This is a genomic window from Streptomyces torulosus, assembly GCF_001419765.1.
In the GTDB taxonomy this organism is placed as follows: Bacteria; Actinomycetota; Actinomycetes; order Streptomycetales; family Streptomycetaceae; genus Streptomyces; species Streptomyces torulosus.
Map to the genome: position 1 here is coordinate 24,508 of NZ_LIRK01000010.1, position 23,705 is coordinate 48,212.

At 71.6% G+C, this 23,705-nt stretch carries 22 protein-coding genes; 5 read left to right on the top strand and 17 right to left on the bottom strand.

Annotated elements, in window-relative coordinates; genetic code table 11:
• Positions 1–3: 3 nt before the first annotated feature.
• The 9 genes from AOK23_RS01105 to AOK23_RS01145 form a co-directional block, all read right to left on the bottom strand.
• A complete protein-coding gene (locus tag AOK23_RS01105; protein ID WP_055710856.1) occupies positions 4–558 on the bottom strand; it encodes a hypothetical protein in 555 nt (184 codons plus the stop codon).
• The gene (locus tag AOK23_RS01110; protein ID WP_055710857.1) at positions 555–2,288 is read right to left on the bottom strand and encodes a class I adenylate-forming enzyme family protein; all 1,734 of its coding nucleotides are present in this window, start codon (positions 2,286–2,288) and stop codon (positions 555–557) included. The genes AOK23_RS01105 and AOK23_RS01110 overlap by 4 nt, the downstream gene beginning before the upstream one ends.
• A complete protein-coding gene (locus tag AOK23_RS01115; RefSeq protein ID WP_055710858.1) occupies positions 2,275–3,099 on the bottom strand; it encodes a hypothetical protein in 825 nt (274 codons plus the stop codon). The genes AOK23_RS01110 and AOK23_RS01115 overlap by 14 nt, the downstream gene beginning before the upstream one ends.
• The gene (locus AOK23_RS01120) at positions 3,096–4,310 is read right to left on the bottom strand and encodes a beta-ketoacyl-[acyl-carrier-protein] synthase family protein (RefSeq protein ID WP_055710859.1); all 1,215 of its coding nucleotides are present in this window, start codon (positions 4,308–4,310) and stop codon (positions 3,096–3,098) included. Before AOK23_RS01120 ends, AOK23_RS01115 begins: the two co-directional genes overlap by 4 nt.
• Positions 4,300–4,590 (bottom strand): hypothetical protein, encoded by a 291-nt coding sequence (locus tag AOK23_RS01125; RefSeq protein WP_055710860.1) that lies wholly within the window; start codon positions 4,588–4,590, stop codon positions 4,300–4,302. Before AOK23_RS01125 ends, AOK23_RS01120 begins: the two co-directional genes overlap by 11 nt.
• Entirely contained in the window at positions 4,587–4,862 is a 276-nt protein-coding gene (locus tag AOK23_RS01130; RefSeq protein WP_185093775.1) for an acyl carrier protein, read from the bottom strand. The genes AOK23_RS01125 and AOK23_RS01130 overlap by 4 nt, the downstream gene beginning before the upstream one ends.
• Positions 4,863–4,930: 68 nt before the next feature.
• On the bottom strand, positions 4,931–6,325 hold the full coding sequence (locus AOK23_RS01135; protein WP_055710861.1) for a class I adenylate-forming enzyme family protein: 1,395 nt from the start codon (positions 6,323–6,325) through the stop codon (positions 4,931–4,933).
• Between the two features lie 6 nt (positions 6,326–6,331).
• The gene (locus AOK23_RS01140; protein WP_055710862.1) at positions 6,332–7,564 is read right to left on the bottom strand and encodes a 3-dehydroquinate synthase II family protein; all 1,233 of its coding nucleotides are present in this window, start codon (positions 7,562–7,564) and stop codon (positions 6,332–6,334) included.
• Positions 7,561–8,394 (bottom strand): 2-amino-3,7-dideoxy-D-threo-hept-6-ulosonate synthase, encoded by an 834-nt coding sequence (locus AOK23_RS01145; RefSeq protein WP_079049204.1) that lies wholly within the window; start codon positions 8,392–8,394, stop codon positions 7,561–7,563. Before AOK23_RS01145 ends, AOK23_RS01140 begins: the two co-directional genes overlap by 4 nt.
• Positions 8,395–8,827: 433 nt before the next feature.
• Between AOK23_RS01145 and AOK23_RS01150 the strand changes: the two genes are divergently transcribed.
• The gene (locus AOK23_RS01150; RefSeq protein WP_055710864.1) at positions 8,828–10,228 is read left to right on the top strand and encodes an MFS transporter; all 1,401 of its coding nucleotides are present in this window, start codon (positions 8,828–8,830) and stop codon (positions 10,226–10,228) included.
• Positions 10,229–10,378: 150 nt separating this feature from the next.
• On the opposite strand, the gene pgl is transcribed toward AOK23_RS01150, so the two are convergent.
• The 5 genes from pgl to tkt are packed head-to-tail and all read right to left on the bottom strand — an operon-like array spanning position 10,379 to position 17,179.
• Positions 10,379–11,161, bottom strand: a complete 783-nt coding sequence (gene pgl / locus AOK23_RS01155; protein WP_055710865.1) for a 6-phosphogluconolactonase — start codon at positions 11,159–11,161, stop codon at positions 10,379–10,381.
• Positions 11,161–12,414: a glucose-6-phosphate dehydrogenase assembly protein OpcA gene (opcA, locus tag AOK23_RS01160; RefSeq protein WP_055710866.1), complete on the bottom strand. Its 1,254-nt coding sequence runs from the start codon at positions 12,412–12,414 to the stop codon at positions 11,161–11,163. The genes pgl and opcA overlap by 1 nt, the downstream gene beginning before the upstream one ends.
• On the bottom strand, positions 12,411–13,943 hold the full coding sequence (zwf, locus tag AOK23_RS01165) for a glucose-6-phosphate dehydrogenase (protein WP_308812029.1): 1,533 nt from the start codon (positions 13,941–13,943) through the stop codon (positions 12,411–12,413). The genes opcA and zwf overlap by 4 nt, the downstream gene beginning before the upstream one ends.
• A complete protein-coding gene (gene tal / locus AOK23_RS01170; RefSeq protein WP_055710868.1) occupies positions 13,940–15,058 on the bottom strand; it encodes a transaldolase in 1,119 nt (372 codons plus the stop codon). The genes zwf and tal overlap by 4 nt, the downstream gene beginning before the upstream one ends.
• 33 nt (positions 15,059–15,091) lie before the next feature.
• Positions 15,092–17,179 (bottom strand): transketolase, encoded by a 2,088-nt coding sequence (gene tkt, locus AOK23_RS01175; protein ID WP_055710869.1) that lies wholly within the window; start codon positions 17,177–17,179, stop codon positions 15,092–15,094.
• Positions 17,180–17,552: 373 nt separating this feature from the next.
• On the opposite strand from tkt, the gene AOK23_RS01180 reads away from it, so the two are divergent.
• From AOK23_RS01180 to AOK23_RS01195, 4 genes are all read left to right on the top strand, one after another.
• Positions 17,553–18,509, top strand: coding sequence for a heme o synthase (locus AOK23_RS01180; protein ID WP_055710877.1), 957 nt, complete (start codon positions 17,553–17,555; stop codon positions 18,507–18,509).
• Between the two features lie 197 nt (positions 18,510–18,706).
• Entirely contained in the window at positions 18,707–19,069 is a 363-nt protein-coding gene (locus tag AOK23_RS01185; protein ID WP_055710870.1) for a hypothetical protein, read from the top strand.
• 58 nt (positions 19,070–19,127) lie between these two features.
• Positions 19,128–20,234, top strand: coding sequence for an amidohydrolase family protein (locus AOK23_RS01190; protein ID WP_055710871.1), 1,107 nt, complete (start codon positions 19,128–19,130; stop codon positions 20,232–20,234).
• A 30-nt stretch (positions 20,235–20,264) separates the two neighbouring features.
• The gene (locus AOK23_RS01195) at positions 20,265–21,050 is read left to right on the top strand and encodes a hypothetical protein (protein ID WP_055710872.1); all 786 of its coding nucleotides are present in this window, start codon (positions 20,265–20,267) and stop codon (positions 21,048–21,050) included.
• Position 21,051: 1 nt separating this feature from the next.
• On the opposite strand, the gene AOK23_RS01200 is transcribed toward AOK23_RS01195, so the two are convergent.
• From AOK23_RS01200 to AOK23_RS01210, 3 genes are all read right to left on the bottom strand, one after another.
• Positions 21,052–22,065 (bottom strand): COX15/CtaA family protein, encoded by a 1,014-nt coding sequence (locus AOK23_RS01200; protein WP_055710873.1) that lies wholly within the window; start codon positions 22,063–22,065, stop codon positions 21,052–21,054.
• Between the two features lie 69 nt (positions 22,066–22,134).
• The gene (locus tag AOK23_RS01205) at positions 22,135–22,851 is read right to left on the bottom strand and encodes an ABC transporter permease (RefSeq protein WP_055710878.1); all 717 of its coding nucleotides are present in this window, start codon (positions 22,849–22,851) and stop codon (positions 22,135–22,137) included.
• Positions 22,852–22,901: 50 nt separating this feature from the next.
• A partial coding sequence (locus AOK23_RS01210; RefSeq protein ID WP_055710874.1) for an ABC transporter ATP-binding protein occupies positions 22,902–23,705 on the bottom strand: 804 nt, incomplete at its 5' end.

The window sequence follows — 23,705 nt, forward strand, 5'->3', positions numbered from 1 at the left end:
GCCTCAGTCCTCCGTTCCGGCCGGGGCGGGCGCGGCGACCCGCATCAGCAGACGGCACGCCTTGTCGCCCTCACGCAGACAGCTCTCGGCGCGGTTCTCGGCCAGGGTCACGCCGAGCCCTTCGGACCAGCCCGCGTGGATGGCGGTGCAAGGGCAGCGGTAGCCCTCCAGGGAACCCGCCATGCGGACCATGGTGATCGCGAAGTTCCGCTTCAGCGTGAGGACGATCAGATCGTCGTCCTCGACCTCGGTGGAGGCGTTGCGCAGCTCGGGCGGGAACATCCGGTCGCCGCAGTCGTCGTAGCGGCGGCGCAGCTCCTCCAGGTCCTTGCGGACGTCACCGGAGTCGGGGAGCGGCCCGGCGAGGCGGGCGACGCGCTGCCCCACGTGCAGGGCGACCTTGCGCAGCGCCTCGGCGTTGATCTCGTTCGCCGCCTCCTGCCCGAATCTGGCGGCCACCCCCTGGTACCAGTGGGCGTCGTGCTGCCACCACAGCCGGTACGCCTCCACGGTCGCGGCCCGGTGGTTGACGGTGCCGTCATCCGTACGCGTGCTCATGCGTGCTCCTCGGCGACGCCGTCGGCCGGGGCGCCGGCCGCGGCGGCCGGACCGGCGGCGAACCTGTCGCGCATCACTCGTTTCAGAACCTTGCCGGTGGCGCCCTTGGCCACGTCGTCCGGCCTCATCCGCAGGGCCCGTGTCACCGGCGGGAGACCGGCCGCCGTCAGCACGGAGTTGACGCGCGCGGTCCACTCCTCGTCGCCCGTGTCACCCCCGTCGCCCTCGCCGCCGTCCTCGGCCGCGCCCTCGTCGGCGAGCTGGAGCAGCGCGTACGCCTCGGCCTCCCCGTCGCCGTCCCAGTCCGCCCGTACGCCGTCGGGGGCGACCCCGACCACCGTGCAGTCGGCGAGCCCGGGGACCTCCGCCAGCAGCAACTCCTCGGTGCGGGTGCTGAAGACGATGCCGGCGGCGGTGCGGATGGCGTCCGGGGCCCGGTCCAGGTGGTAGAAGTTGCCCTCCTCGTCCTGGTGGGCGAGGTCGCCGGTGAGCCAGTAGCCGCCGAGCCGCATCCGGTTCCAGGTCAGCGAGTCGTTCCAGTAACCCGGCGTCAGTGTCGGCGACTTGAGACCCAGGCGGCCGATCTGTCCGGGCGGCAGCGGGGTGCCGTCCTCGGCGAGCACGGCGGCCTCCGCGAAGCTGATCGGCTTGCCCACGCAGCGCGAGTACGCCGAGGTGTCCTTGGTGTGCCGGTTGTGGAAGACCGAGTAGCCGGCCTCCGACGAACCGAGCCCGTCCACGAACACCGACCCGTCGACGCGCGTACGGCTGAGATCCCGGCGGATCTCGACATGGCTGCCGTGCCGCACGAGCGCCCGGATGTGCGCCTCGTGCGCCGCGTCCCCGGTGTTGAACCACACCTGCACGCTCGACAGATCACGCGCCGTCAGATCCTGGACCGCCATCTCGCCGAACGTCCCGGCGAACGCCAGCACCGTCGTCGGACGGAACTCCTCGATGGCGTCCAGCACGTCCGTGCCGCGCTGACTGGACAGCAGCTTGATGTCGGTGCGCAGCAGCAGGCAGTACATCAGCGTCGCCACCATCGCGTTGTGCGCGCCCGGCAGCCCGACCAGCGTGCGCTCCATGTCGGTGCCGGTGGAGTAGCGCAGCCGGTGCAGCTGCGCGTACATCAGGGTCCGGTGCGTGTGCGGCACCCCCTTGGGCAGGCCCGTGGTGCCCGACGAGTGGGAGATCAGCACCGGGTCGCTGGGGTCGTGCCGGTAGGGGTACGACGCCGGGAGCGACTCCCGGTCCTCCGGCCGGATCCCGGCGGCGGTCGCACAGAAGCCGAGGCCGGGCGCCCCGGCCAGCACCTCGTGGTGTGCCTCGTCGGTGAAGGCGCCCACCACACCCTGCCGGCGGACGTACTCGCGGGCGATCTCCGGCGACAGATTGCCGTTGACGAACGAGGGGATCGCGCCGAGCGCCGTGAGCGCCAGGAAGTTCACCGCGAACTCGGCCGCCGCGTACGAGTGGATCGCCACCGGGTCACGGGGCCGCACCCCCCGGGCCGCGTACCAGCCCGCGTACGCCTCGACCACCTCGTACAGCTGCCCGAGCGTCAGCACCTCCGGGTGGCTGCCGTCGGGGGCCCGCCAGGTGCCGTCGAACCGCAGGACGGGCTCGTCGAGGGCGCGGTCGTACTCCTTCAGCCGGTACAGGACGTTGCCGGCGCCGAGTTCGCTGTCGGAGCAGATCCGCGCCCGCTCCTGCCTACTGATGAGCATGGGTGTCCGTCTCGTTTCTCTCCGGGAGCCGTTCGGAACTGAGGAGGAACGCCGCTGCCGCCGGGCCGGCCGCCGCCAGGACCTGGCTGCCGCCGTCCCGCAGCAGCCGACGGTGCGCGGCGGCCAGGTCGAACAGGCCCTGGACGCTGCCGTGATGCGGGGCCGCCGGGGGATGCCCGCTGTCGTCCGTCTCCGTCGCGCGGACCGTCACCGGTGCCTCGGGGCCGGGCCGGGTCAGCAGCAGCGCCGCCGCCAGACCGGCCGGCTCGGGCAGGTCCGGGACCGGGCGGCCGTCGTCGGCGGTGAGCTCGCGGTGCACGGCGGCCACCCGTTCACCGCCGCCCAGCTCCACGCCCAGCACCAGGACCCGGTCCAGCTCCGGGTCCTCCAGCAGCAGGTCCGCCATGGCCAGCAGCTCGGTGACCGGGTCGTCCAGGGTGGAGAGGCTGAACATCTGCCCGGTGATCCCGAACTCCCGGCTCAGGTGGCCCAGCACGGAGTTGGGCGTGGCCTGCATGAACAGCAGCGGGTTGTGCACCCGCCCGGACACCACCCGGGTACTGGCCAGGTCCGCGGTGGTGGTGTCCCCCATCAGGCTCGCCAGCGCCACCGCCGTACGGGAACCGTCGCCCGGGCACGCGGTCAGGCACCGGGCGGCCACCTCGTACGCCAGCGGACTGAACGCCGACTCCACGAAGCCGGGCAGCCGCGGCAGCGCGATGTCGCCGTCACGGCCGGTGCCGTGGGTCGCGGTGGTGGAGGTGAGCACGGCGAGGGGCGAGCGGAGCGCCGCCTTCTCTGTGGTCGTCACGGCCGCTCCAGGACGAGCGCGGTGTTGGCGCCGCCGAACGCGGCGTTGATGGTAAGGGCGCGGCGGAGGTCGGCGGGGCGCGGCTCGTTCGGCACGTAGTCGAGGTCGCACTCCGGGTCCGGCGCGGTGAACCCCGCGGTCGGCGGGAGGACCCCGTCCGTCAGGGCCAGCATCGTGATGACGAACTCCACGACTCCCGCGGCCTCCAGCAGATGCCCGGTGGTGCTCTTGGTGGAGCTGACCGGCACCGACTCGGCCCGCTTCGGCAGGGCGGCCCGCAGGCCCCGGGTCTCGGCGCCGTCGTTGTACTTGGTGCCGGTGCCGTGCGCGTTGACGTAGCCGAGGTCCGCGCCGTCCGGGTCGCCGGCCAGCCGCAGCGCCTGCCGGGCGGCGAGGGCGAGGCCCACGCCCTCCGGGTGCGGCTGCGCGATGTGGTGGGCGTCGGTGGCCGCGCCCCAGCCGACCACGCCCGCCAGCGGCCGGGCGCCGCGCCGCCGGGCGTGCTCGGCGGACTCCAGCACGACGGCCGCGACCCCGTCGCCGAGCAGCAGGCCCGTGCGGTCCGCGCTGAACGGGCGCACCATGCCGTCACGGGACAGCGCCCGGCCCGAGTCGAACTTCCCGAACGTCTCCTCCTCCACCAGATAGCCGCCGGCGCAGACCGCCGCGTCGATCCGGCCGGACGAGATCAGCCGGCAGCCGTGGATGATCGCGGCCGCCGACGCCACACAGGCGTTGGTGAACGTCAACCGGGGCCCCGTCAGCCGCAGTTCGCCCGCCAGCGACTCGGCGAGGCGGGCCGGGACGGCGTCGGCGAGCCGTGCGTGGAGGGGGTCCCCCATGCCCTCGGAGCCATCGGGGCGGTCCGAGTCGACCCCCGGGCGCGCCGCGTCCCGCCAGTGGCGGGTGATGCTCGTGCAGTCACCGGCGATGCCCAGCAGGACCGCCGCCTCGGTGCCCTGGGGCAGGCCCGCCATGTCGAGGGCCTCCGTCCCGCAGCGGGCGAGGGCGTGGCGCAGGGCCCAGCCCTCGACGGCGTCGGGCCCGTCCGGGGCGGCGCCGGCCATCGGCGTGCGGTACGGGCCGGTGTCGAACCGGGTGGTCGGCGCGAACGAGGGGACGCCCGCGAACACCCCGCGCCGCAGCGCGTCCGCGCCCGTGCCGAACGCCGTACGGACGCCGAAACCGGTCACCGTCACCTCACCGGTCAAGGTGCTCACCCCCGTCCGCCGCCTGCTCCGCCGTCCGCAGGAACTCGGTGAGCCGACGGAGCGAGGTCAGCTGGGAGATGTCGTCGTCGCCGGGCTCCACGACCAGGCCGTACCGCTCCTCCACCACATGCAGCAGCCACACCAGCCCCAGGGAGTCCAGGACGAGTTCGGCGTCCTCGTCGAGGTCCTCGGGCACACCGGGGAAGATCTTCCGGTCCGCCAGCAGGGCCCGGACGGTGTCGGTGGTGAGGGCGGTCGGCGCGGAGGCCTCCGCGCTCATGCCGTGGCACCGCGTCGGACGACCTCGGCGACGAGCCCGCCGAGGGTCAGGGAGGCCAGCGGCTCGATGTCGGTGTCCGGGATCTCCACGCCGAACCGCGACTCCAGCCGCAGCGTCAGCTCGATCAGACTCAGCGAGTCCACCTCCAGCCCGCCGACCGTCACCGGGCTGTCGTCCGTGATGCCGTCGCGGCTCGTCAGGATGTTCATCTCGTCGATGACCGACGTCAGGACGAACTCGCGGATCTCGTCTTCCAATGTGGACGTACTCATGATCAGGATCTCCAGTGACTGATTTCAGTGACCGATTGCAGGGACAACGGACGACCGCGGTGGCCCGCTCACCCCGTGGAGCGGAGCGTGGCCGCCCGGCGGACGAGCTTTCCGTTGGAGGTGCGGGGCAGGTCGTCGAGCAGCCGGATCACGCGGGGCAGCTTGTAGTCGGCCAGCCGTTCCCGGCACCAGCGCAGCAGCTCCTCCGGCGACGGGCTGTCCGCCCCGTCGGCGACCGCCACGTACGCCTCGGTGACGTCCTCGTGGACGATGACGGCCTGTTCGACCGCCGGGTGCTCGCGCAGGACGTGCTCGACCTCGGTGAGGTCGACCTTGAGGCCGCCGATCACCACCAGGGAGTCGGCACGGCCGTGCACGGTGATCGCCCCGTCGGCGCCGACGGTGGCCCGGTCCCGGGTGTGCAGCCAGCCGTCCGCGTACTGGGTGCCGCCCGTGTCGTACAGGTACGGGGACTCGTCGAGCGCCACGTCCAGTTCGCCCTTGTGCACGCGGACCACCACGCCCGGTGCGGGCCGCCCGACGGAGGGCCGCAGCCGGCCGGCGACATCGATGGCGACGATTCCGGTCTCGGTGGTGCCGTACGCCTCGCCGACCTCCACGCCGTACCGCTCGGCGAATCTCGCCGCGGCCTCGGGCGGCATCAGCTCCCCGCCGGACACGGCGGTCCGCAGGTCGGGCAGGGCGGGGGCGTCGAGGGCGGCGGCGAGCAGCTCGTAGTGCATCGGCACCCCGAACAGGGTGGTGACGCGGTGCTCCGCGGCGGTCCGGAGGATGTCACGGGCCGAGACGCGCGGGGTGAACACCACGGAGACGCCGGTGGCCAGGGAGTGCAGCAGCCCGCCGATCAGGCCGAAGCTGTGCGCGGTCGAGCTGAGCAGCAGCAGCCGGTCGCCCTGGCCGGGCATGCCGGGGACCTCGGCGAACGCCGCGATCTCGGCGGCCAGCGACCGTACGGTCCGGCCGATCACCTTGGGCCGCCCGGTGGAGCCCGAGCTGAACTGGACCAGCCGGTGCCCGGTGACGGCGGGTCGCCCGCCCCTGCGGATCTCGGTGGTGACCTCGTACTCGGGCCGGAACCCGAAGGTCGCCCGGACGTTCGACCCGGCGCCGACCATGAACTGCGGGCGGCAGACCTCGCCGAGGGCGCTCACCTCGGCGGGCTTCAGCCGGAAGTCGAACAGCAGCACCTGCGCGCCCAGCCGCCACAGCGCGAGCAGCACCTCGACCTGGGTGAAGCTGGGCGGGGTCTGGAGGCCCACGGTGCTGCCCGGTCCGATACCGTGCCCGGCGAACACGGCGGCCTGCTTGGCCACCCGCTCCCGTAACTCGCCCCGGTGGACGGTCTCCCGCTGGTGCGTCAGATAGGGGAGGGTGTCGTCCCGCGCGTCGAACAGCCGCTGGACCAGGGCGCCCATCCCCTCGTCGTCGACGAGCTCACCCATGGGGGCTCAGACCTCCTTGCAGAACTCGCCGATGGGCAGGCCCACATGGCGCTTGTCCTGCGCGAGGTAGCCGAGCAGTTCGTCGCCCGCCCGGAGTTCGGTGACGTTGAGGACCTTGCCGCCGGGGCCGAGCACCCGGACATGCCAGTCGTCCTGCACGGTCAGGCTGACCAGCCGTCCGTCCTCGGCGTGGGTGCGGATCTCCAGCAGGGGCCGTGACTCCAGCTTGGCACGCCCCACCACGACCCGCCGGGTGCGGCCGTCGGCGCCGACCGCCAGCAGGGTGCTGCCGGAGCCGACCTCGCTGAGGTAGTTGGTGCGGTTGTCGGGGCCCAGCGTGTACGAGTGCAGGGCGCCGGCGTTGACCCGGAACGGCCTGGTCGGCATGTACGGCAGCGGGTGGGTCTCGCTGCAGCAGAGCACGAACCCGGAGGAGTAGGAGCCGACGAGGATGCCCTCGTCCTCCTCGAAGTGCGAGCAGGTGTCCACGCAGACCCGGTCGCCGAGGCCGACGTGCCGGATGCTCTCCACGGTCAGCGTCGACAGCTCCAGCTGCGGGGTGGACGCCTGCAGCAGCCGGGCCAGCGCGAACACCTCGTCGGCGGAGCGCGGCGCGTAGAGGATGCCGTCGGAGCCGCGTTCGAGGACGTCGAAGACGATGGCGGCCTCCTCCAGGTCGCCGACCACGGTCACCAGCTTGCCCTCGGCGGACTCGGCCGCCGCGAGCACGATCTCCAGGGGGATCTTCGTGGGGTCGGCGAAGTGGATCACGGTGTACGGCAGGGCCATCGCGCCCGCGCAGGACAGCCGCAGCGTGCGGTCGTCGCGGACGTCGATGAATCCGGCGACGGGAGCACCGGACGCGCCGGCGGAGGCACGGTGGGCCGCGGCGAGGGTGTCCAGCTCCTCCTGGGTGGTGAACTTCCGCAGCAGGACGTCGATACCGGTGTCCGCGTCGGTCGCGGACGCGGTGGGTCCGGACGCCTTGCTCCCGGCGTCCTTCGCGTCCTTGCCGCCCTTGTCGGCGGCCTTGTCGGTGGCCCTGTCGCCCGGCTTCCGCACGGCGGCCGGAGCGCCGTCCGCGGCGGCCAGGACCCGGGTGACGGTGGGCGGCAGCGTGGCGAGCAGCTCGGCGTCCGCGGAGACCACTCCGGCCATCCGGGCGTGGACGGCCGCGTCCACCACCGCCTGGAGCTGGGGACGGGGGACTTCACGGAGATCGATCCACGCGAATCTCATGCGACACCTGCCACGATCGTCGAGTAGTGGGTGGGATGCGAATCAGTCATGCTCATGCCGCCCGGGGGCCCCGTCTGCGCGTGCACGACGGCGGCCAGTCGGGACACCAGGGCGGTGGGGGAGGGGGAGGAGAAGACGCGTCGGCCGACGGCGAGCCCACGGCAGCCGGCGGCCATCAGCGCGGTGCCGTACGCGATCAGATCGGAGCCGTCCGGGGGGCCGCCGGCCGCGAGGACGGGGATGGGGCTGTGGGCCACCACCTCGGCCATCCGGTCGAGCGGCAGGGCGACGGACGTCTTCACCAGGTCGGCGCCCAGGTCGGCGGCCACATTGACGATGTGCGCGAGGAGGGCGGGGTCGTGCGGGTTGTCGATCCGGGGCCCGCGTGGATAGACCATGGCGATCAGCGGCATGCCCCAGGTGTCGCAGGAACGCGCCACCGCTCCCAGGTCGGCCAGCTGGCGTCCCTCGGTGTCGGAGCCGACGTTCACATGGACGCTGACGGCGTCCGCACCGAGGGCCACCGCCTCCTCGACATCGCCGACCAGCACCTTCGCGTCGACATCGGCGGAACACGCCGTACTGGCGCTCAGATGCACCACCAGCGCGCAGCTCTTGAGGATGTCCGATGAAAGATTTCGAGCCCGCCCTTTATGGACGATGATTCCATCGGCCCCGCCGGCCACGAGTGCGCGCAAGAGACCTTCCCATTGCCCCGGAGGGGCGATCGGGCCGTCCGAAACACTGTGGTCGAGCGGTATGAGCAAGTGTCGATCGTCGCCGACGAGGGAAAGTCTTCTGAGACGTAATGGCTTGCCAGTTTTCAGCATGGGTGTAAAGCCTTTCTCCATGGCCGAAAAAAGATGGTCGTAGAACATTAAAGTTCTGCCCGGACAAGCATTTCGTGCGTGATCGACCATTGGCAAGGCGTGACGGTCGGTAAATTTTTATGTGGATGTTTGTATTTTTATTGACAGCGAATCGACAGTAGCCCCTGGGTTGACGCCCTCGCCGAGTGGTGTTCGTGCGTTGTTATGCGGCAAGTGGTGAGCTGGTAGGTGTCGTACGCTCTGGGTGGTTTTGGCTGAGTAAAAGGACGCTCAATTTTGTGGCCGGGATTCCCGCAGAGGGCTCCGGCTTGCTTGTGGGAATCGATTTTTCCGACCTAGGGTGACAGTCGCACTCCGGTTCGTGTTACATGCCTGGCCGTCCCCCCATGGGCCCGGACCATTCATGTCCGGGCATTCCGGAAGTGAGCCCCCCATGCCCGAATCCCCCGCAAAGACCGTCACCGAGGCCGTGGGCGGCGGACCGGTCGCCTTACCGTCCGAGTCGCGGCGGTCCACGGCACCGAAGGTCGCCGTCGCGAGCCTCATCGGCACCACGATCGAGTACTACGACTTCGCCGTGTACGGCACCGCCTCCGCGCTCGTCCTCGGCCCCGCCTTCTTCCCCTCGGGCAACGCCACGGTCTCCACCCTCGCCGCGTTCCTCACCTTCGCCGCGGCCTTCGTCTCCCGCCCCCTCGGGGTCGTCCTCTTCGGCACGATCGGCGACCGGCTCGGCCGGCGCCGCGCCCTGGTCGCCTCCCTGCTGCTGATGGGCGTCGCGACGGTCGGCGTGGGCCTGCTGCCCACCTACGAGACCGCCGGACTCCTCGCCCCCGTCCTCCTGGTGACGCTCCGTCTGCTGCAGGGCGTCAGCATGGGCGGCGAATGGGGCGGAGCGGTCCTGCTCGCCGCCGAGCACGCCCCGCCCGGCCGCCGCGCGCTGTACGCTGCGGTCCCCAACATCGGCCCGTCGCTCGGCTTCCTGCTCTCCAGCGCCGTTATCGTCCCCACCCTCGACATCGTCGGCCGGGCCGGTTTCACCGACTGGGCCTGGCGGATCCCGTTCCTGCTCAGCGCCGTGCTCGTCATGGTGGGGCTGTGGGTGCGCACGACGGTCGCCGAGTCACCCGTGTTCAAGGCGGAGACCGGCGGGGGCACGCGCACACCGGCGTGGGCCCACGCGGAGGACCGGCCCGCCGAGCCGGCCCCGTCCCCGGCGTCCCGCTTCCCGCTCGGCACGCTCATCGCGCGGCACCCCGGTCGGCTGTTGCTCGGCACCGGGGCGGCGATCGGCGGCTCGGCCGTCTACTACCTCACGATCGTCTACAGCCTGTCCTACGGACCCAAGACGCTCGGCATCCCGCAGAACACGATGCTGACGGCGGCGAGCATCGGGGCGGCGGCCGGGATCGCGATCACCCTGCCCGTCGCACGCCTCGCCGACCGGGTCGGACGGCGGCCCCTCATGCTGACGGGCGCGACCGGGTCCGTGCTGTGGGCGGTGCCGATGTACGCCTCGCTCAGCTCACGGAACGCGCTGCTCATCACCGGAGCGTACGCGGTGGGGCTGATGTTGCTCGCGCTGATGTTCTCGCCGATGGCGGCGTTCCTCGCGGAGCTGTTCCCGGCGCGGCTGCGGTACACCGGGGCGTCCGCGGCGTTCATCCTCGCCAACACGCTCGGGGGCGGGTTCGCGCCGCTCGTCGCGACGTGGCTGAACAGCCAGTGGTCGTCGCCGCTGGTGCTGGGCTTCTACACGGGTGGGTTGTGCCTGGTCAGCCTGGCGTGCGTGGCGGCTCTGCCGGAGACGCGGGAGGGGCACTTCTCCGTCTGACGGTGGTTCGTGGTTGCCCGCGCAGTTCCCCGCGCCCCTCGAAAAGCAGGGGCTGCGCCCGTGCTTTCCGAGGAAGGCCGGACCGCAGGCCCGTTCCTTCAGGGGCGCGGGGAACTGCGCGACAAGCCCCCACGCAACCGCGCGTACCACTCAGGGAGACGCCGGCGGGTACAGCGAGCGGGGAAGCTGGGACGCCGCCGCCGCGTCCAGGAGCCACAGCGTGCGGGCCCTTCCGTACGCGCCCGCGACCGGCGCCTGGATCTCACCGGCGCCGGACAGGCCGATGGCGGCCGCCCGCGCCTTGTCCTCGCCGGCCGCCAGCAGCCACACCTCGCGTGCCGACCGGATCGCCGGCAACGTCAGGGTGACCCGGGTGGGCGGGGGCTTCGGCGCTCCCCGCACCCCGACCACGGTCCGTTCGGTCTCCCGTACGGCCGGCAGTTCCGGGAACAGCGACGCCACATGCGTGTCCGGGCCGACGCCCAGCATCAGCACGTCGAACGTCGGCACCGAGCCGTGGTTCTCCGGCCCGGCCGCCCGCGCCAGCTCCTCCGCGTACGCGGCGGCCGCCGAGTCCACATCGGTGCCCCACGGCCCGTCCGACGCGGGCATCGCGTGCACCCGCTTCGGGTCCAGCGGCACCGAGTCCAGCAGCGCCTCCCTCGCCTGGGTGACGTTCCGCTCGGGGTCACCCTCGGGCAGGAACCGCTCGTCACCCCACCACAGGTCCAGCCGGCCCCAGTCGACGGCGTCCCGCGCGGGCGCCGCCGCCAGCGCGGCGAGCAGACCGTTGCCGTTGCGGCCACCGGTGAGGACCACCGAGGCGTAGCCGCGCGAGGCCTGCGCGTCCACGACCTTGGTGATCAGCCGGGCGGCCGCCGCCTGCGCCATCAGCTCCTTGTCGCGGTGCACGACCAGCTGAGGAGTACTCACTACGAGGCCGCCTTCTTCACGGGCGGCATCTGCGCCGGCGTGGGCCGCTCGCCCTCGCCCTCGCCCTCGCCGTCACCACCGGCCGCCAACGCCGGCAGGGCCGGCGAAGCGGACGCGGAAGTCGAAGCCGAAGAGGACGCAAAAGCCGAACCGGAAGCGGCCGTCGAAGCCGTGTCCGCACGCGAGGCGTCCGCCGCCGAGGACGACGCGCTTCCCGTGGACAGGGCCGACCCGGCGCCTCCCGGAGAAGCCGCGCTCCCAGCCGAAGAGGAAGCCGAAGCCGATGTCGTCTCGGACGTCGTCCCGCCCGGCAGCGCGCTCCCCGCGGAGCCGCCCAGCCGGTCCACCCCGAACCGCAGTGCCGAGGCGTACGTGTCGTCCGGGTCCAGTCGGCGCAGTTCCTCCGCCAGCAGCTCGGACGTCTCGCGGCGCTTGAGCGCCACCGCCCGGTCCGGCTGGTCCTCCAGCGTGAGGAGGGCGAGACCGCCGGAGGGCCGGTACAGCCGGATGGGGCCGGTGCTGGTCAGCATCCGCACCTCGTTCAGGCCGGGGCCCGCCGACACCCCGCGCCGCACATGGACGTGCAGCCGGTCCGCGAGCCACATCGCCAGCAGTTCCACGCTCGGGTTGTACTGCTCGCCGTGCACCTCCGCGGAGATGACCTCGCAGTCCACCTGGTCGAGCGCGGCCGCCAGCATGGAACGCCACGGGGTGATCCGCGTCCAGGCGAGATCCGTGTCGCCGGGCTCGTAGTTGTCGGCGCGGGCCCGCAGCTCGTCGATCGGCTTCTCGGCGGAGTAGCTGTCGGTGACCCGGCGCTGGGCGAGCGCGCCCAGCGGATCACGGGCCGGGTCGAGCGGCGCGGTGACCGGCCACCACACCACGACCGGCGCGTCCGGCAGCAGCAGCGGCAGCACCACCGACTGGGCGTGGTCCGCGACCTCGCCGTACAGCCGGAGGACGACCGTCTCGCCGGCGCCCGCGTCGGCGCCCACCCGCACCTCGGCGTCGAGGCGGGACTTCGTCCGGTCCCGGGGCCCGCGCGAGACACGCTTGATGACCACGAGCGTGCGCGAGGGATGCTCGCGGGACGCGTCGTTCGCGGCCTTCAGCGCGTCGTACGCGTTCTCCTCGTCCGTGACGATGACCAGCGTGAGCACCATGCCGACGGCCGGCGTGCCGATCGCGCGGCGAGCCTTGACGAGCGCCTTGTTGATCTTGCTGGCGGTGGTGTCCGTGAGGTCTGTCTTCATGGCCGGCGCCAGCTCCGTCCGTCTCGTTCGAGCATCTCGTCCGCCTCGACGGGGCCCCAGGTACCGGCCTGGTACTGGGCGGGCCTGCCGTGCTTGTCCCAGTACTCCTCGATCGGGTCGAGGATCTTCCAGGACAGCTCGACCTCCTCCGTGCGCGGGAAGAGGTTCGAGTCACCGAGCAGGACGTCGAGGATCAGCCGCTCGTACGCCTCGGGGCTGGACTCCGTGAACGACTCGCCGTACGCGAAGTCCATCGACACGTCCCGGATCTCCATCGAGGTGCCGGGCACCTTGGAGCCGAAGCGGACGGTGACGCCCTCGTCGGGCTGGACGCGGATGACGATCGCGTTCTGGCCGAGTTCCTCGGTGGCGGTGGAGTCGAAGGGGGAGTGGGGCGCCCGCTGGAAGACCACGGCGATCTCGGTCACCCGGCGGCCGAGGCGCTTGCCGGTCCGCAGATAGAACGGCACACCGGCCCAGCGGCGGTTGTCGACCTCCACCTTGATCGCGGCGTACGTGTCGGTCTTCGACTTGCGGTCGATGCCGTCCTCTTCGAGGTAGCCGATGACCTTCTCGCCGCCCTGCCAGCCGGCCGCGTACTGCGCGAACACGGTGTCCCGGCCGAGGTCCCGCGGCAGCCGTACCGCGCCGAGGACCTTGGTCTTCTCCGCGGCGAGCGCGTCCGCGTCGAAGGAGGCGGGCTCCTCCATCGCGGTCAGCGCCATCAGCTGCAGGAGGTGGTTCTGGATGACGTCACGGGCGGCGCCGATGCCGTCGTAGTAGCCGGCGCGGCCGCCGATGCCGATGTCCTCCGCCATGGTGATCTGCACATGGTCCACGAAGGACCGGTTCCAGATCGGCTCGAACATCGTGTTGGCGAAGCGGAGCGCCAGGATGTTCTGGACGGTCTCCTTGCCCAGGTAGTGGTCGATGCGGAAGACCTGGTCCGGGGCGAAGACCTCGTGGACGATCGCGTTGAGCTCCTCGGCCGACTTCAGGTCGTGGCCGAAGGGCTTCTCGATGACCGCGCGCCGCCAGGAACCGCTCGACTGGTCGGCCAGTCCGTGCTTCTTCAGCTGCTGGATCACGACCGGGAACGCGGACGGCGGTACGGAGAGGTAGAAGGCGAAGTTGCCACCGGTGCCCTGCGCCTTGTCCAGCTCCTGGATCGTGTCGCGCAGCCGCTCGAACGACACGTCGTCGTCGAAGGTGCCCTGGACGAACCGCATGCCCTGGATGAGCTGCTGCCAGACCTCCTCGCGGAAGGGGGTGCGGGCATGCTCCTTGACCGCGTCGTGGACCTCCTGCGCGAAGTCCTCGTGCGCCCATTCACGGCGCGCGAAACCGACGAGCGAGAAGCCCGGCGGCAGCAGTCCGCGGTTGGCGAGGTCGTACACGGCAGGCATCAGCTTCTTGCGTGACAAGTCGCCTGTGACGCCGAAGATGACCAGGCCCGACGGCCCCGCGATACGCGGGAGCCGTCGGTCCGCGGCGTCACGCAGCGGATTGCTGCTCGACAAGGTGTTCAGCCCTCCGAGGGTGCGAGGCGCTTCAGCTCCGCCTCGGTCGACTTGAGCAGGTCGTTCCAGGACGCCTCGAACTTCTCGACGCCCTCGTCCTCCAGCAGCTGGACGACCTCGTCGTACGAGATGCCGAGCTTCTCGACCGCGTCCAGCTCGGCACGGGCCTGCTCGTACGTCCCGGCGACCGCGTCGCCGCGGATCTCACCGCTGTCCGCGGTGGCCTCGAGGGTGGCCTCCGGCATGGTGTTCACCGTGTTCGGCGCCACCAGCTCGTCGACGTACAGGGTGGGCTTGTACGCGGGGTCCTTGACACCGGTCGAGGCCCACAGCGGACGCTGCTTGTTCGCGCCCGCGCTCTCCAGGGCCGCCCAGCGCTCGCCGCTGAAGACCTCCTCGTACGCCTGGTAGGCGAGGCGCGCGTTGGCGACGCCGGCCTTGCCGCGCGCGGCCTTGGCCTCGGGCGTGCCCTGCGCGTCGAGGCGCTTGTCGATCTCGGTGTCCACGCGGGACACGAAGAACGACGCCACCGAGTGGATCTTCGACAGGTCGAGGCCGCGCTCCTTGGCCTTCTCCAGACCGGCCAGGTAGGCGTCCATCACCTGGCGGTAGCGCTCCAGCGAGAAGATCAGCGTGACGTTGACGCTGATACCGAGGCCGATGACCTCGGTGATGGCCGGCAGGCCGCCCATCGTCGCCGGGATCTTGATCAGGGTGTTGGGGCGGTCCACCAGCCAGGCGAGCTGCTTGGCCTCGGCGACCGTCGCCTTGGTGTTGTGCGCCAGCCGCGGGTCGACCTCGATGGACACCCGGCCGTCCTGGCCGTCGGTCGCGTCGAAGACGGGGCGCAGGATGTCGGCGGCGTCACGGACGTCCGCCGTCGTGATCATGCGGATGGCCTCCTCGACGGTCACCTTGCGGGCCGCGAGGTCCGACAGCTGCTGGTCGTAGCCGTCACCCTGGGAGATCGCCTTCTGGAAGATCGAAGGGTTGGTGGTGACGCCCACGACGTGCTGCTGGTCGATCAGCTCGGCGAGGTTGCCGGACGTGATGCGCTTGCGGGACAGGTCGTCCAGCCAGATCGCCACGCCTTCCTCGGAGAGGCGCTTGAGTGCGTCTGTCATGGAATTACATCTCCTACGTGTCGTATGTGAGCGTCAGCGCTGGGCGGCCGCGAGAGATTCCTGCGCGGCGGCGACCACGTTCTCCGCGGTGAAGCCGAACTCCTTGAAGAGCACCTTGCCGTCGGCCGAAGCGCCGAAGTGCTCCAGCGAGACGATGCGGCCGGCGTCACCGACGTACCGGTGCCAGGTCAGTCCGATCCCGGCCTCGACGGCGACACGTGCCTTGACGGACGGCGGCAGGACGCTGTCCCGGTACCCCTGGTCCTGCTCCTCGAACCACTCGACGGATGGCATCGACACCACACGGGTCGGCACGCCCTGCGCCTGTAGCTGCTCGCGGGCCTCCACGGCGACGTGCACCTCGGAGCCGGTCGCGATCAGAATGACCTGGGCGTCGCCGCCGTCGGCCTCGAAGAGCACGTAACCGCCCTTGGCCGCGCCCTCGTTGGGCTCGTACGTCGGCACGCCCTGACGGGTCAGCGCGAGGCCGTGCGGAGCGCCCTTGCCCCACTCCTTCGTCCAGCGCTTGAGGATCTCGCGCCAGGCGATCGCCGTCTCGTTGGCGTCGGCCGGACGCACGACGTTCAGACCGGGGATGGCGCGCAGCGACGCCAGGTGCTCGACCGGCTGGTGCGTCGGGCCGTCCTCGCCGAGACCGATGGAGTCGTGCGTCCACACGTACGTCACCGGCAGGTGCATCAGCGCGGAGAGCCGGACGGCGTTGCGCATGTAGTCGGAGAACACCAGGAAGGTGCCGCCGAAGATACGGGTGTTGCCGTGCAGCGCGATGCCGTTCATCTCGGCAGCCATCGAGTGCTCGCGGATGCCGAAGTGGATCGTGCGGCCGTACGGGTTCGCCTCGGGCAGCGGGTTGTCCGCCGGGAGGAACGACGACGTCTTGTCGATCGTGGTGTTGTTCGAGCCGGCGAGGTCGGCGGAGCCGCCCCACAGCTCGGGGATGACGGCGCCGAGCGCCTGGAGGACCTTGCCGGACGCGGCGCGGGTGGCGACACCCTTGCCCGCCTCGAACTGCGGCAGGTGCGCCTCCCAGCCCTCGGGCAGCTCACCGGCCGCGACGCGCTCGTACTCGGCGGCGCGCTCGGGGTTGTTGTCCCGCCACTGCTGGAACGACTTCTCCCACACGGCGCGGGCCGCTTGCCCGCGGTCGCCCAGGCCGCGCGTGTGCGCGATGACCTCGTCGGTGACCTCGAAGTGCTTCTCCGGGTCGAAGCCCAGGACGCGCTTGGTGGCCGCGACCTCGTCCGCGCCGAGCGCCGAGCCGTGCGCGGCCTCGGTGTTCTGCGCGTTCGGCGCCGGCCAGGCGATGATGGAGCGCATCGCGATGAACGACGGCCTGTCGGTGACGGCCTTCGCGGCCTCGATCGCCTCGAACAGCGCGGCCGGGTCGAGGTCGCCGTTCTCCTTGGGCTCCACCCGCTGCACATGCCAGCCGTACGCCTCGTACCGCTTGGCGGTGTCCTCGGAGACGGCCGTCTCGGTGTCGCCCTCGATCGAGATGTGGTTGTCGTCCCACAGCATGATCAGGTTGCCGAGCTTCTGGTGCCCGGCCAGCGACGACGCCTCGGCGGAGATGCCCTCCTGGAGGCACCCGTCACCGGCGATCACGAAGATGTGGTGGTCGAACGGCGACTCGCCGGCGGCGGCCTCCGGGTCGAACAGACCGCGCTCGTAGCGGGCGGCCATGGCCATGCCGACGGCGTTGGCGACACCCTGGCCGAGCGGCCCGGTCGTCGTCTCCACACCCTTGGTGTGCCCGTACTCGGGGTGGCCCGGCGTCTTCGAGCCCCAGGTGCGGAAGGACTCCAGGTCCTCCAGCTCCAGACCGAAGCCGCCCAGGTACAGCTGGATGTACAGCGTCAGGGAGGAGTGGCCGGCGGACAGGACGAACCGGTCACGGCCCACCCAGTCGGGGTCGGCGGGGTCGTGGCGCATCACCTTCTGGAAGAGGGTGTACGCGGCGGGCGCGAGGCTCATGGCCGTACCCGGATGGCCGTTGCCGACCTTCTGTACGGCGTCGGCGGCCAGGACGCGGGCGGTGTCGACGGCCCGCTGGTCCAACTCGGTCCACGCGAGGTCTGTAGTGGTCGGCTTGGTGCTCACCCTGGGTCAGGGCTCCTCTCACATGTCCGGTGCCGGCGTTCTCGGGGCGCCGGCCGCAGTCGAGCCTACCCCCGTAACAACGCGCATTTTTTCGAGTCATTCCAGACTGCCGGGACCGTCCCGGATCCGCCTCCCGACCGGTCGTTCCGCATGGTGAGACCAGCGGGTTCGGTCGCTCGACATCTGAATACGCAGCCGCTCATCCGACTGCTCAACCGAAGTGTGTTCGGCTCGTCCGGGCATGCCGTCCAACACGACCCGACCCCGTTGAAAGGCTGGCTCTGGGCAACGTCTACAGTGGCGTGGTACGCGCGAGCCGTTACGGGGAGTTCACATCCGTGGTGCTCGCTGGGAGTCTCTGTCAGGGGTGTGCGTGACGGCCGTCGAATCCCGTCCACCGGGAGTGCTGGGCGCGAGCAGCACGAGCAGCATCCGGGGTCAGCGGCCGTTCGGGGCCCGCGTCAAGGCGTTCGTGGCCCTCACCAAGCCGAGGATCATCGAACTGCTGCTGATCACCACCGTTCCGGTGATGTTCCTCGCGGAGCAGGGCGTGCCCGACCTCTGGCTGGTGCTCGCCACGTGTATCGGCGGCTACCTCTCCGCGGGCGGCGCCAACGCGCTCAACATGTACATCGACCGTGACATCGACGCCCTCATGGAGCGCACCTCGCAGCGCCCCCTCGTCACCGGCATGGTCACCCCGCGTGAGGGCCTGGTCTTCGGCATCACCCTCGCCGTCGTCTCCACCGCCTGGTTCGGTGTCCTCGTCAACTGGCTGTCCGCCTGGCTGTCGCTCGGGGCGCTCCTCTTCTACGTCGTCGTCTACACGATGATCCTCAAACGGCGTACGGCGCAGAACATCGTGTGGGGCGGCATCGCCGGCTGCATGCCGGTCCTCATCGGCTGGTCCGCGGTGACGAACTCGATGTCCTGGGCCGCGGTGATCCTCTTCCTGGTCATCTTCTTCTGGACCCCGCCGCACTACTGGCCGCTGTCCATGAAGGTGAAGGACGACTACGCCCGCGTCGGCGTGCCCATGCTGCCGGTGATCGCCTCCAACAGGGTCGTCGCCCGCCAGATCGTCCTCTACAGCTGGGTGATGGTCGCCGTCTCCCTCCTGCTGACCCCCCTCGGCTACACCGGCTGGTTCTACACGACGGTCGCCCTGGTGACCGGCGGTTGGTGGCTCTGGGAGGCCCACGCCCTGCAGAACCGCGCGAAGAGCGGCGTCACCGGCGCCAGGCTCAAGGAGATGCGCCTCTTCCACTGGTCGATCACCTACGTCTCCCTCCTCTTCGTAGCAGTGGCGGTGGACCCCTTCCTCCGCTGACGGCTTCTTTCCCGGGAAACGCCCGCGGCAGCGCCCTTTAAGGGGCGCGGGGCTGTGTCCATCTGCGGCTCCGCCGCGTGGGCGCGAGCAACCACGATGCACTCGCACGCGCCCCTCACCGCGACGCACGGCGGCGAGTGGCCAACCCCACTGCCCCCACCGTCGCGGCCCGCCCTACTCATCGGTAGCATCCAGCCATGGCAGACACGAAGCAGCTCGACGAGGCCAAGGACACCAAGGCCGCAGCCAAGGCGGAGCGCCAGGCGGCCAAGATCGCCAAGCAGATCGGCGCCTTCGCGAAGGCGCACGGCGGCGCCGAGGCCCAGGTCGCCTACATCGGCGAGCGTGGCTCCCGCATCGTCCTCGTCGGCGAGGACGGCGGCTGGGGCGACCTCGTCGCCCCCACCCACGCCATCGCCGAGGAAGCCGTGCGCAAGGCCGGCGTCACCGTGCACGAGGACTTCGACGGCGAGTTCGCCGCCAAGGTGCGCACCGGCCCGTACGAGTGGTCGCGAATGGCCGGAATCCAGGTCGGGGGACCGGCCAACAGCAACACCTGAGCCCGACTCACCCGTTAGGACCTGTGGGAGCACACCGGTCCAGCGACGGGGAGTCCGGATGATCGAAACGCCGTCCCTCGTGGATCAGTACTGCCATGGCGTACTGAGAACGGAGCTGGGCCTCGGCACGTTCGAGGCCCACCTCGCCCGCGGTGAGGGACCACCGGCGCCCGGCACCACCTACTTCGACACCCAGACCGGCTTCGCCGTGCGCCGCTGGTGCCCGCCCCTGCTGGGCCTCGAACCGCACTGCCCACCGGCCCGCTATCTCGCCCGCCGCCGTGAACTGGGCGTCCTGGAGGCGGGCCGCCGACTGCTGCGGGGCAGCGGCATCACCACCTACCTCGTCGACACGGGGCTGCCCGGCGATCTCACCGGGCCCGGCGAGATGGCCACCACGGGCGACGCGGACGCCCACGAGATCGTCCGGCTCGAACTCCTCGCCGAACAGGTCGCCGACACCTCCGGCACCGTGGAGTCGTTCCTCGCCAATCTCGCCGAGTCGGTGCACGGGGCCGCCGCGCACGCCGTGGCCTTCGCGTCGGTGGCGGGCGTACGGCACGGTCTGGCGCTCGCACCCGAACCGCCCGGCCCCGGGGAGGTGCGAGGGGCCGCCGGACGCTGGCTCGCGCACCGGCCCGTCGGCGGGACCCTCACCGACCAGGTGCTCCTGCGCCATCTGCTGTGGATCGCCATCGCCTCCGGGCGCCCCCTCCAGCTCCACGCCGGCCTCGGCGAGCCCGGCCTGCGCATCGACCGCACGGATCCCGTCCTGCTCACCGACTTCGTCCGCGCCACGGCCGGCCTCGGCACCGACCTGGTCCTGCTGCACGGATACCCGTACCACCGCCACGCCGCCCACCTCGCCGGTGTCTTCCCGCACGTCTACGCCGACCTCGGCGCCGAACTGGTCCGCACCGGGGCGCGGGCTCCCGCCGTGCTCGCCGAGGTCCTCGAACTCGCCCCCTTCGGCAAGCTCCTGTTCTCCAGCGGCGCCCACGGCCTGCCCGAGCTGCACGTCGTCGGCGCCCACCTCTTCCGCGAGGCGCTGGCCCGGGTACTGGGCACCTGGGTCGCCGAGGGCGCCTGGTCCCTGACGGACGCCCAACGCGTGGCCGCACTGATCGCGGCGGACAACGCGCGACGGGTGTACGGCCTGGAGTGAGCCGGACCTGGACCGGACAGACTGGCCCGTATGACACGCAGCGACCCGACCCCCACCGCCGCCTTACGCGCGCTGCCGGACTCCGCCGACGCGACCGCCGCCCTCCTCCGCCGCTTCGTCGACGGGCTGCGGGGCGGCCCGGACCCGCTCGCCGTCTGGGCCCACGGTTCGCTCGGCGGGGGCGACTACCAGGAGGGCCGCAGCGATCTGGATCTGATCGCCGTCCTCGACGGGCCGATCACCGCCGGGACGGTGTGGCGGCTGGCCCGGCTGCACGCGCGGCTGCGCCACGAGCCGCTCGCCGACCTGCTCCACTGCACCTATCTGACCGCCGACACCGTGTCCGACCCCGGCCGCGGGCACCTCACCTGGGCGCACGGCCGGCTGTTCCGGCGGACGGTCACCCCGGTCACCCGCCGTGAACTGCACACCTTCGGCCTGGTCCTGCACGGAGAGCCGCCCGAGGCCCTGCTGCCCCCGGTCCAGGACATCGACCTGGCCGCCTTCGTCGTACGCGACCAGCGGGACTTCTGGCGCCCGGCGGTCGACAGGGCCCACCTGTGGCAGCGGGACGTCTGGGTCGACCTCGGTCTGCTCACCCACGCCCGGGCCACCGCCACCCTGCGGGACGGTCGGCTGATCTCCAAGCGCGAGGCGCTGGAGCTGCTGCCGGAGCTGGGCGCGCCCCGCGAGGTGGTCGAGGACGTCCGGCGGCGCCGCTACCGGGAGCCGGCCCGCGTGGTGCCGCGTCGGGGCGAGCTGACCAGGGCGTTCCTCGGCCCCGCGATCGACGATCTGGTCCGGACGTACGGCTGACTCAGCCGTGGGCCACGACCGGGCGCTCCGCCTGGGTCGGCACCGGCACGTCCGTAAGGTCCGCCGGTCGCTCCCGCAGGGACAGCAGGACCCTCAGGGTGGCGATCCACACCAGGCAGGAGCCGAGCATATGGGCGCCGACCAGGACCTCGGGGAGGTCGGTGAAGTACTGGACGTAGCCGATGACGCCCTGCGCGAGCAGGACCAGGAACAGGTCCCGGGTGCGGCGCAGCGGGTCGCGGGGCGCGTCGACCGCCTTGAGGACGAACCACAGGGCGAAGGTCAGCGTCACCACGATCCAGGCGAGCACGGCGTGCAGCTTGGTGACCGTCTCCCAGTTCAGCGGGATGCGCTCGACCTTGCTGGAGTCACCGGCGTGCGGACCCGCGCCGGTGACGACCGTGCCGACCGCGATCAGCAGCACCGTGACGCCCACCAGGATCCACACCAGCTGCCGCACCGCCGTGCCGACCAGCGGACGCGGGGCCGCGTCACTCTCCCGGGTGCGGTGCCACATGACGGCGGCGACGGCGATGAGCGCGGTCGACAGCAGGAAGTGCGCGGCCACCGTGTACGGGTTGAGGCCGACCAGGACGACGATGCCGCCGAGGACCGCGTTGCCCATGACCACCCAGAACTGAGTCCAGCCCAGCCGGGTCAGGTCGCGCCGGTACGGCTTCTGGGAGCGCGCGGCGATGATCGCCCAGCCGACCGCCGCGCACAGCACGTACGTCAGCAGACGGTTGCCGAACTCGATGTAGCCGTGGACGCCCATCGCGCGGGTCGCGGTGAGCGAGTCGTCGGTGCACTTGGGCCAGGTCGGGCAGCCGAGGCCCGACCCGGTCAGTCGCACGGCGCCACCGGTCACCACGATGACCACCGCCATGACGAGGGCGGCCAGGGCCGCGCGCCGGACCGTCCGGGGATCCGGGGTCCAGCGTTCGGCGATGAAGGCGAGCGGGTTGCGCGCTGCGGAGACGAGGTCGTCGCGGGTCACGTTCGGCACGCGCACCATGGTAGGCCGCCGCTTGTGCACGCGTTCACGAGGGGGCACACGGCTCCCGGACCACCGCTGTGAGCTGCCTTACTCCCAGTGGAAGAACCGGGCGGCCGCGCCGAGCCCGAGCACCGCCCACACCGCGAGGATCCCGAGATCCGCCCACGGCATTCCGGCGCCGTGCTGGAGGACGTCGCGCAGTCCGTCGGACAGGGCCGCGATCGGCAGCAGCCCGAGCACGCTCTGCGCCGCGTCGGGGAACTTGTCGAGCGGCACCACGACGCCGCCGCCCACGAGCAACAGCAGGAAGACCAGGTTCGCGGCGGCGAGGGTCGCCTCTGCCTTCAGCGTGCCCGCCATCAGCAGGCCGAGGCCGGAGAAGGCGGCCGTGCCGAGGACCAGGAGCAGCAGGACGGCGAACGGGTTGCCGTGCGGGGACCAGCCCATCGCGAAGGCGATCACCGTGAGCAGGACGACCTGGAGGACCTCGGTGACCAGCACGGACAGCGTCTTCGCGGTCATCAGGCCCCAGCGGGGGAGCGGGGAGACCGCCAGCCGCTTGAGGACGCCGTAGCGGCGTTCGAAGCCGGTGGCGATGGCCTGCCCGGTGAACGCCGTCGACATCACGGCGAGCGCGAGGACACCGGGTGCCAGGAAGTCGACGGCCTCGCCCTTGCCCGTGTCGACGATGTCCACCGACCCGAACAGCACCAGCAGAAGCGTCGGGATCACGACCGTCAGCAGCAGCTGCTCGCCGTTGCGCAGCAGCATCTTCGTCTCCAGGGCCGCCTGCGCCGCGATCATGCGGGGCAGCGGGGCGGCGCCGGGCCGGGGCGCGTAGGTACCGCTGGTGGTCACGAACGCAGCTCCTTGCCGGTCAGTTCCAAGAAGACGTCTTCGAGGGTGTGCCGCTCCACCGAGATCCGGTCCGGCATCACGCCGTGCTGGGCGCACCAGGACGTGACCGTCGCGAGGAGCTGCGGGTCGACCTTGCCGGTGACCCGGTAGACGCCCGGGGTCAGCTCGACGGCGGTGGAGTCGGCGGGCAGCGCCTTCAGCAGCGAGCCGACGTCGAGGGCGGGGCGCCCGGTGAAGCGGAGGGTGTTCTCGGCGCCGCCGCGGCACAGCTCCTCGGGGGTGCCCTGGGCTATGACCCGGCCGGCGTCGATGATGGCGACGTCGTCGGCGAGCTGCTCCGCCTCGTCCATGTAGTGCGTGGTCAGGATGACGGAGACCCCGTCGGCGCGCAGGTCCCGGACGAGGTCCCAGGTGGCCCGGCGGGCCTGCGGGTCGAGGCCCGCGGTCGGCTCGTCGAGGAAGACCAGCTCGGGGCGGCCGACCACGGCCATCGCCAGGGCGAGCCGCTGCTGCTGCCCGCCGGACAGACGGCGGTACGTCGTACGGCCGCAGCCGCCGAGGCCGAGACGCTCGATGAGGGCGTCCACGTCGAGCGGGTGGGCGTGCAGCTTCGCCACATGGCGCAACATCTCGTCGGCGCGGGCGCCCGAGTAGACGCCGCCGGACTGGAGCATCACCCCGATGCGGGGGCGCAGCGCGGCGGCCTCGCGGACCGGGTCGAGACCGAGGACGCGCACGGTGCCGGAGTCCGGCTTCCGATAGCCCTCGCAGCTCTCGACGGTGGTGGTCTTGCCGGCGCC

Excerpts from the sequence above, each read along its gene's own strand:
- AOK23_RS01125 (WP_055710860.1), bottom strand. The coding sequence starts at position 4,590 with ATGAGCGCGGAGGCCTCCGCGCCGACCGCCCTCACCACCGACACCGTC.
- AOK23_RS01190 (WP_055710871.1), top strand. The coding sequence starts at position 19,128 with ATGATCGAAACGCCGTCCCTCGTGGATCAGTACTGCCATGGCGTACTG.
- tal (WP_055710868.1), bottom strand. The coding sequence starts at position 15,058 with ATGACAGACGCACTCAAGCGCCTCTCCGAGGAAGGCGTGGCGATCTGG.
- AOK23_RS01150 (WP_055710864.1), top strand. The coding sequence starts at position 8,828 with ATGCCCGAATCCCCCGCAAAGACCGTCACCGAGGCCGTGGGCGGCGGA.
- AOK23_RS01185 (WP_055710870.1), top strand. The coding sequence starts at position 18,707 with ATGGCAGACACGAAGCAGCTCGACGAGGCCAAGGACACCAAGGCCGCA.
- AOK23_RS01195 (WP_055710872.1), top strand. The coding sequence starts at position 20,265 with ATGACACGCAGCGACCCGACCCCCACCGCCGCCTTACGCGCGCTGCCG.
- opcA (WP_055710866.1), bottom strand. The coding sequence starts at position 12,414 with ATGAAGACAGACCTCACGGACACCACCGCCAGCAAGATCAACAAGGCG.
- AOK23_RS01135 (WP_055710861.1), bottom strand. The coding sequence starts at position 6,325 with ATGGGTGAGCTCGTCGACGACGAGGGGATGGGCGCCCTGGTCCAGCGG.
- AOK23_RS01130 (WP_185093775.1), bottom strand. The coding sequence starts at position 4,862 with ATGAGTACGTCCACATTGGAAGACGAGATCCGCGAGTTCGTCCTGACG.
- AOK23_RS01140 (WP_055710862.1), bottom strand. The coding sequence starts at position 7,564 with ATGAGATTCGCGTGGATCGATCTCCGTGAAGTCCCCCGTCCCCAGCTC.
- AOK23_RS01145 (WP_079049204.1), bottom strand. The coding sequence starts at position 8,394 with ATGCTGAAAACTGGCAAGCCATTACGTCTCAGAAGACTTTCCCTCGTC.
- AOK23_RS01110 (WP_055710857.1), bottom strand. The coding sequence starts at position 2,288 with ATGCTCATCAGTAGGCAGGAGCGGGCGCGGATCTGCTCCGACAGCGAA.
- AOK23_RS01200 (WP_055710873.1), bottom strand. The coding sequence starts at position 22,065 with ATGGTGCGCGTGCCGAACGTGACCCGCGACGACCTCGTCTCCGCAGCG.
- AOK23_RS01205 (WP_055710878.1), bottom strand. The coding sequence starts at position 22,851 with ATGATCGCGGCGCAGGCGGCCCTGGAGACGAAGATGCTGCTGCGCAAC.
- AOK23_RS01105 (WP_055710856.1), bottom strand. The coding sequence starts at position 558 with ATGAGCACGCGTACGGATGACGGCACCGTCAACCACCGGGCCGCGACC.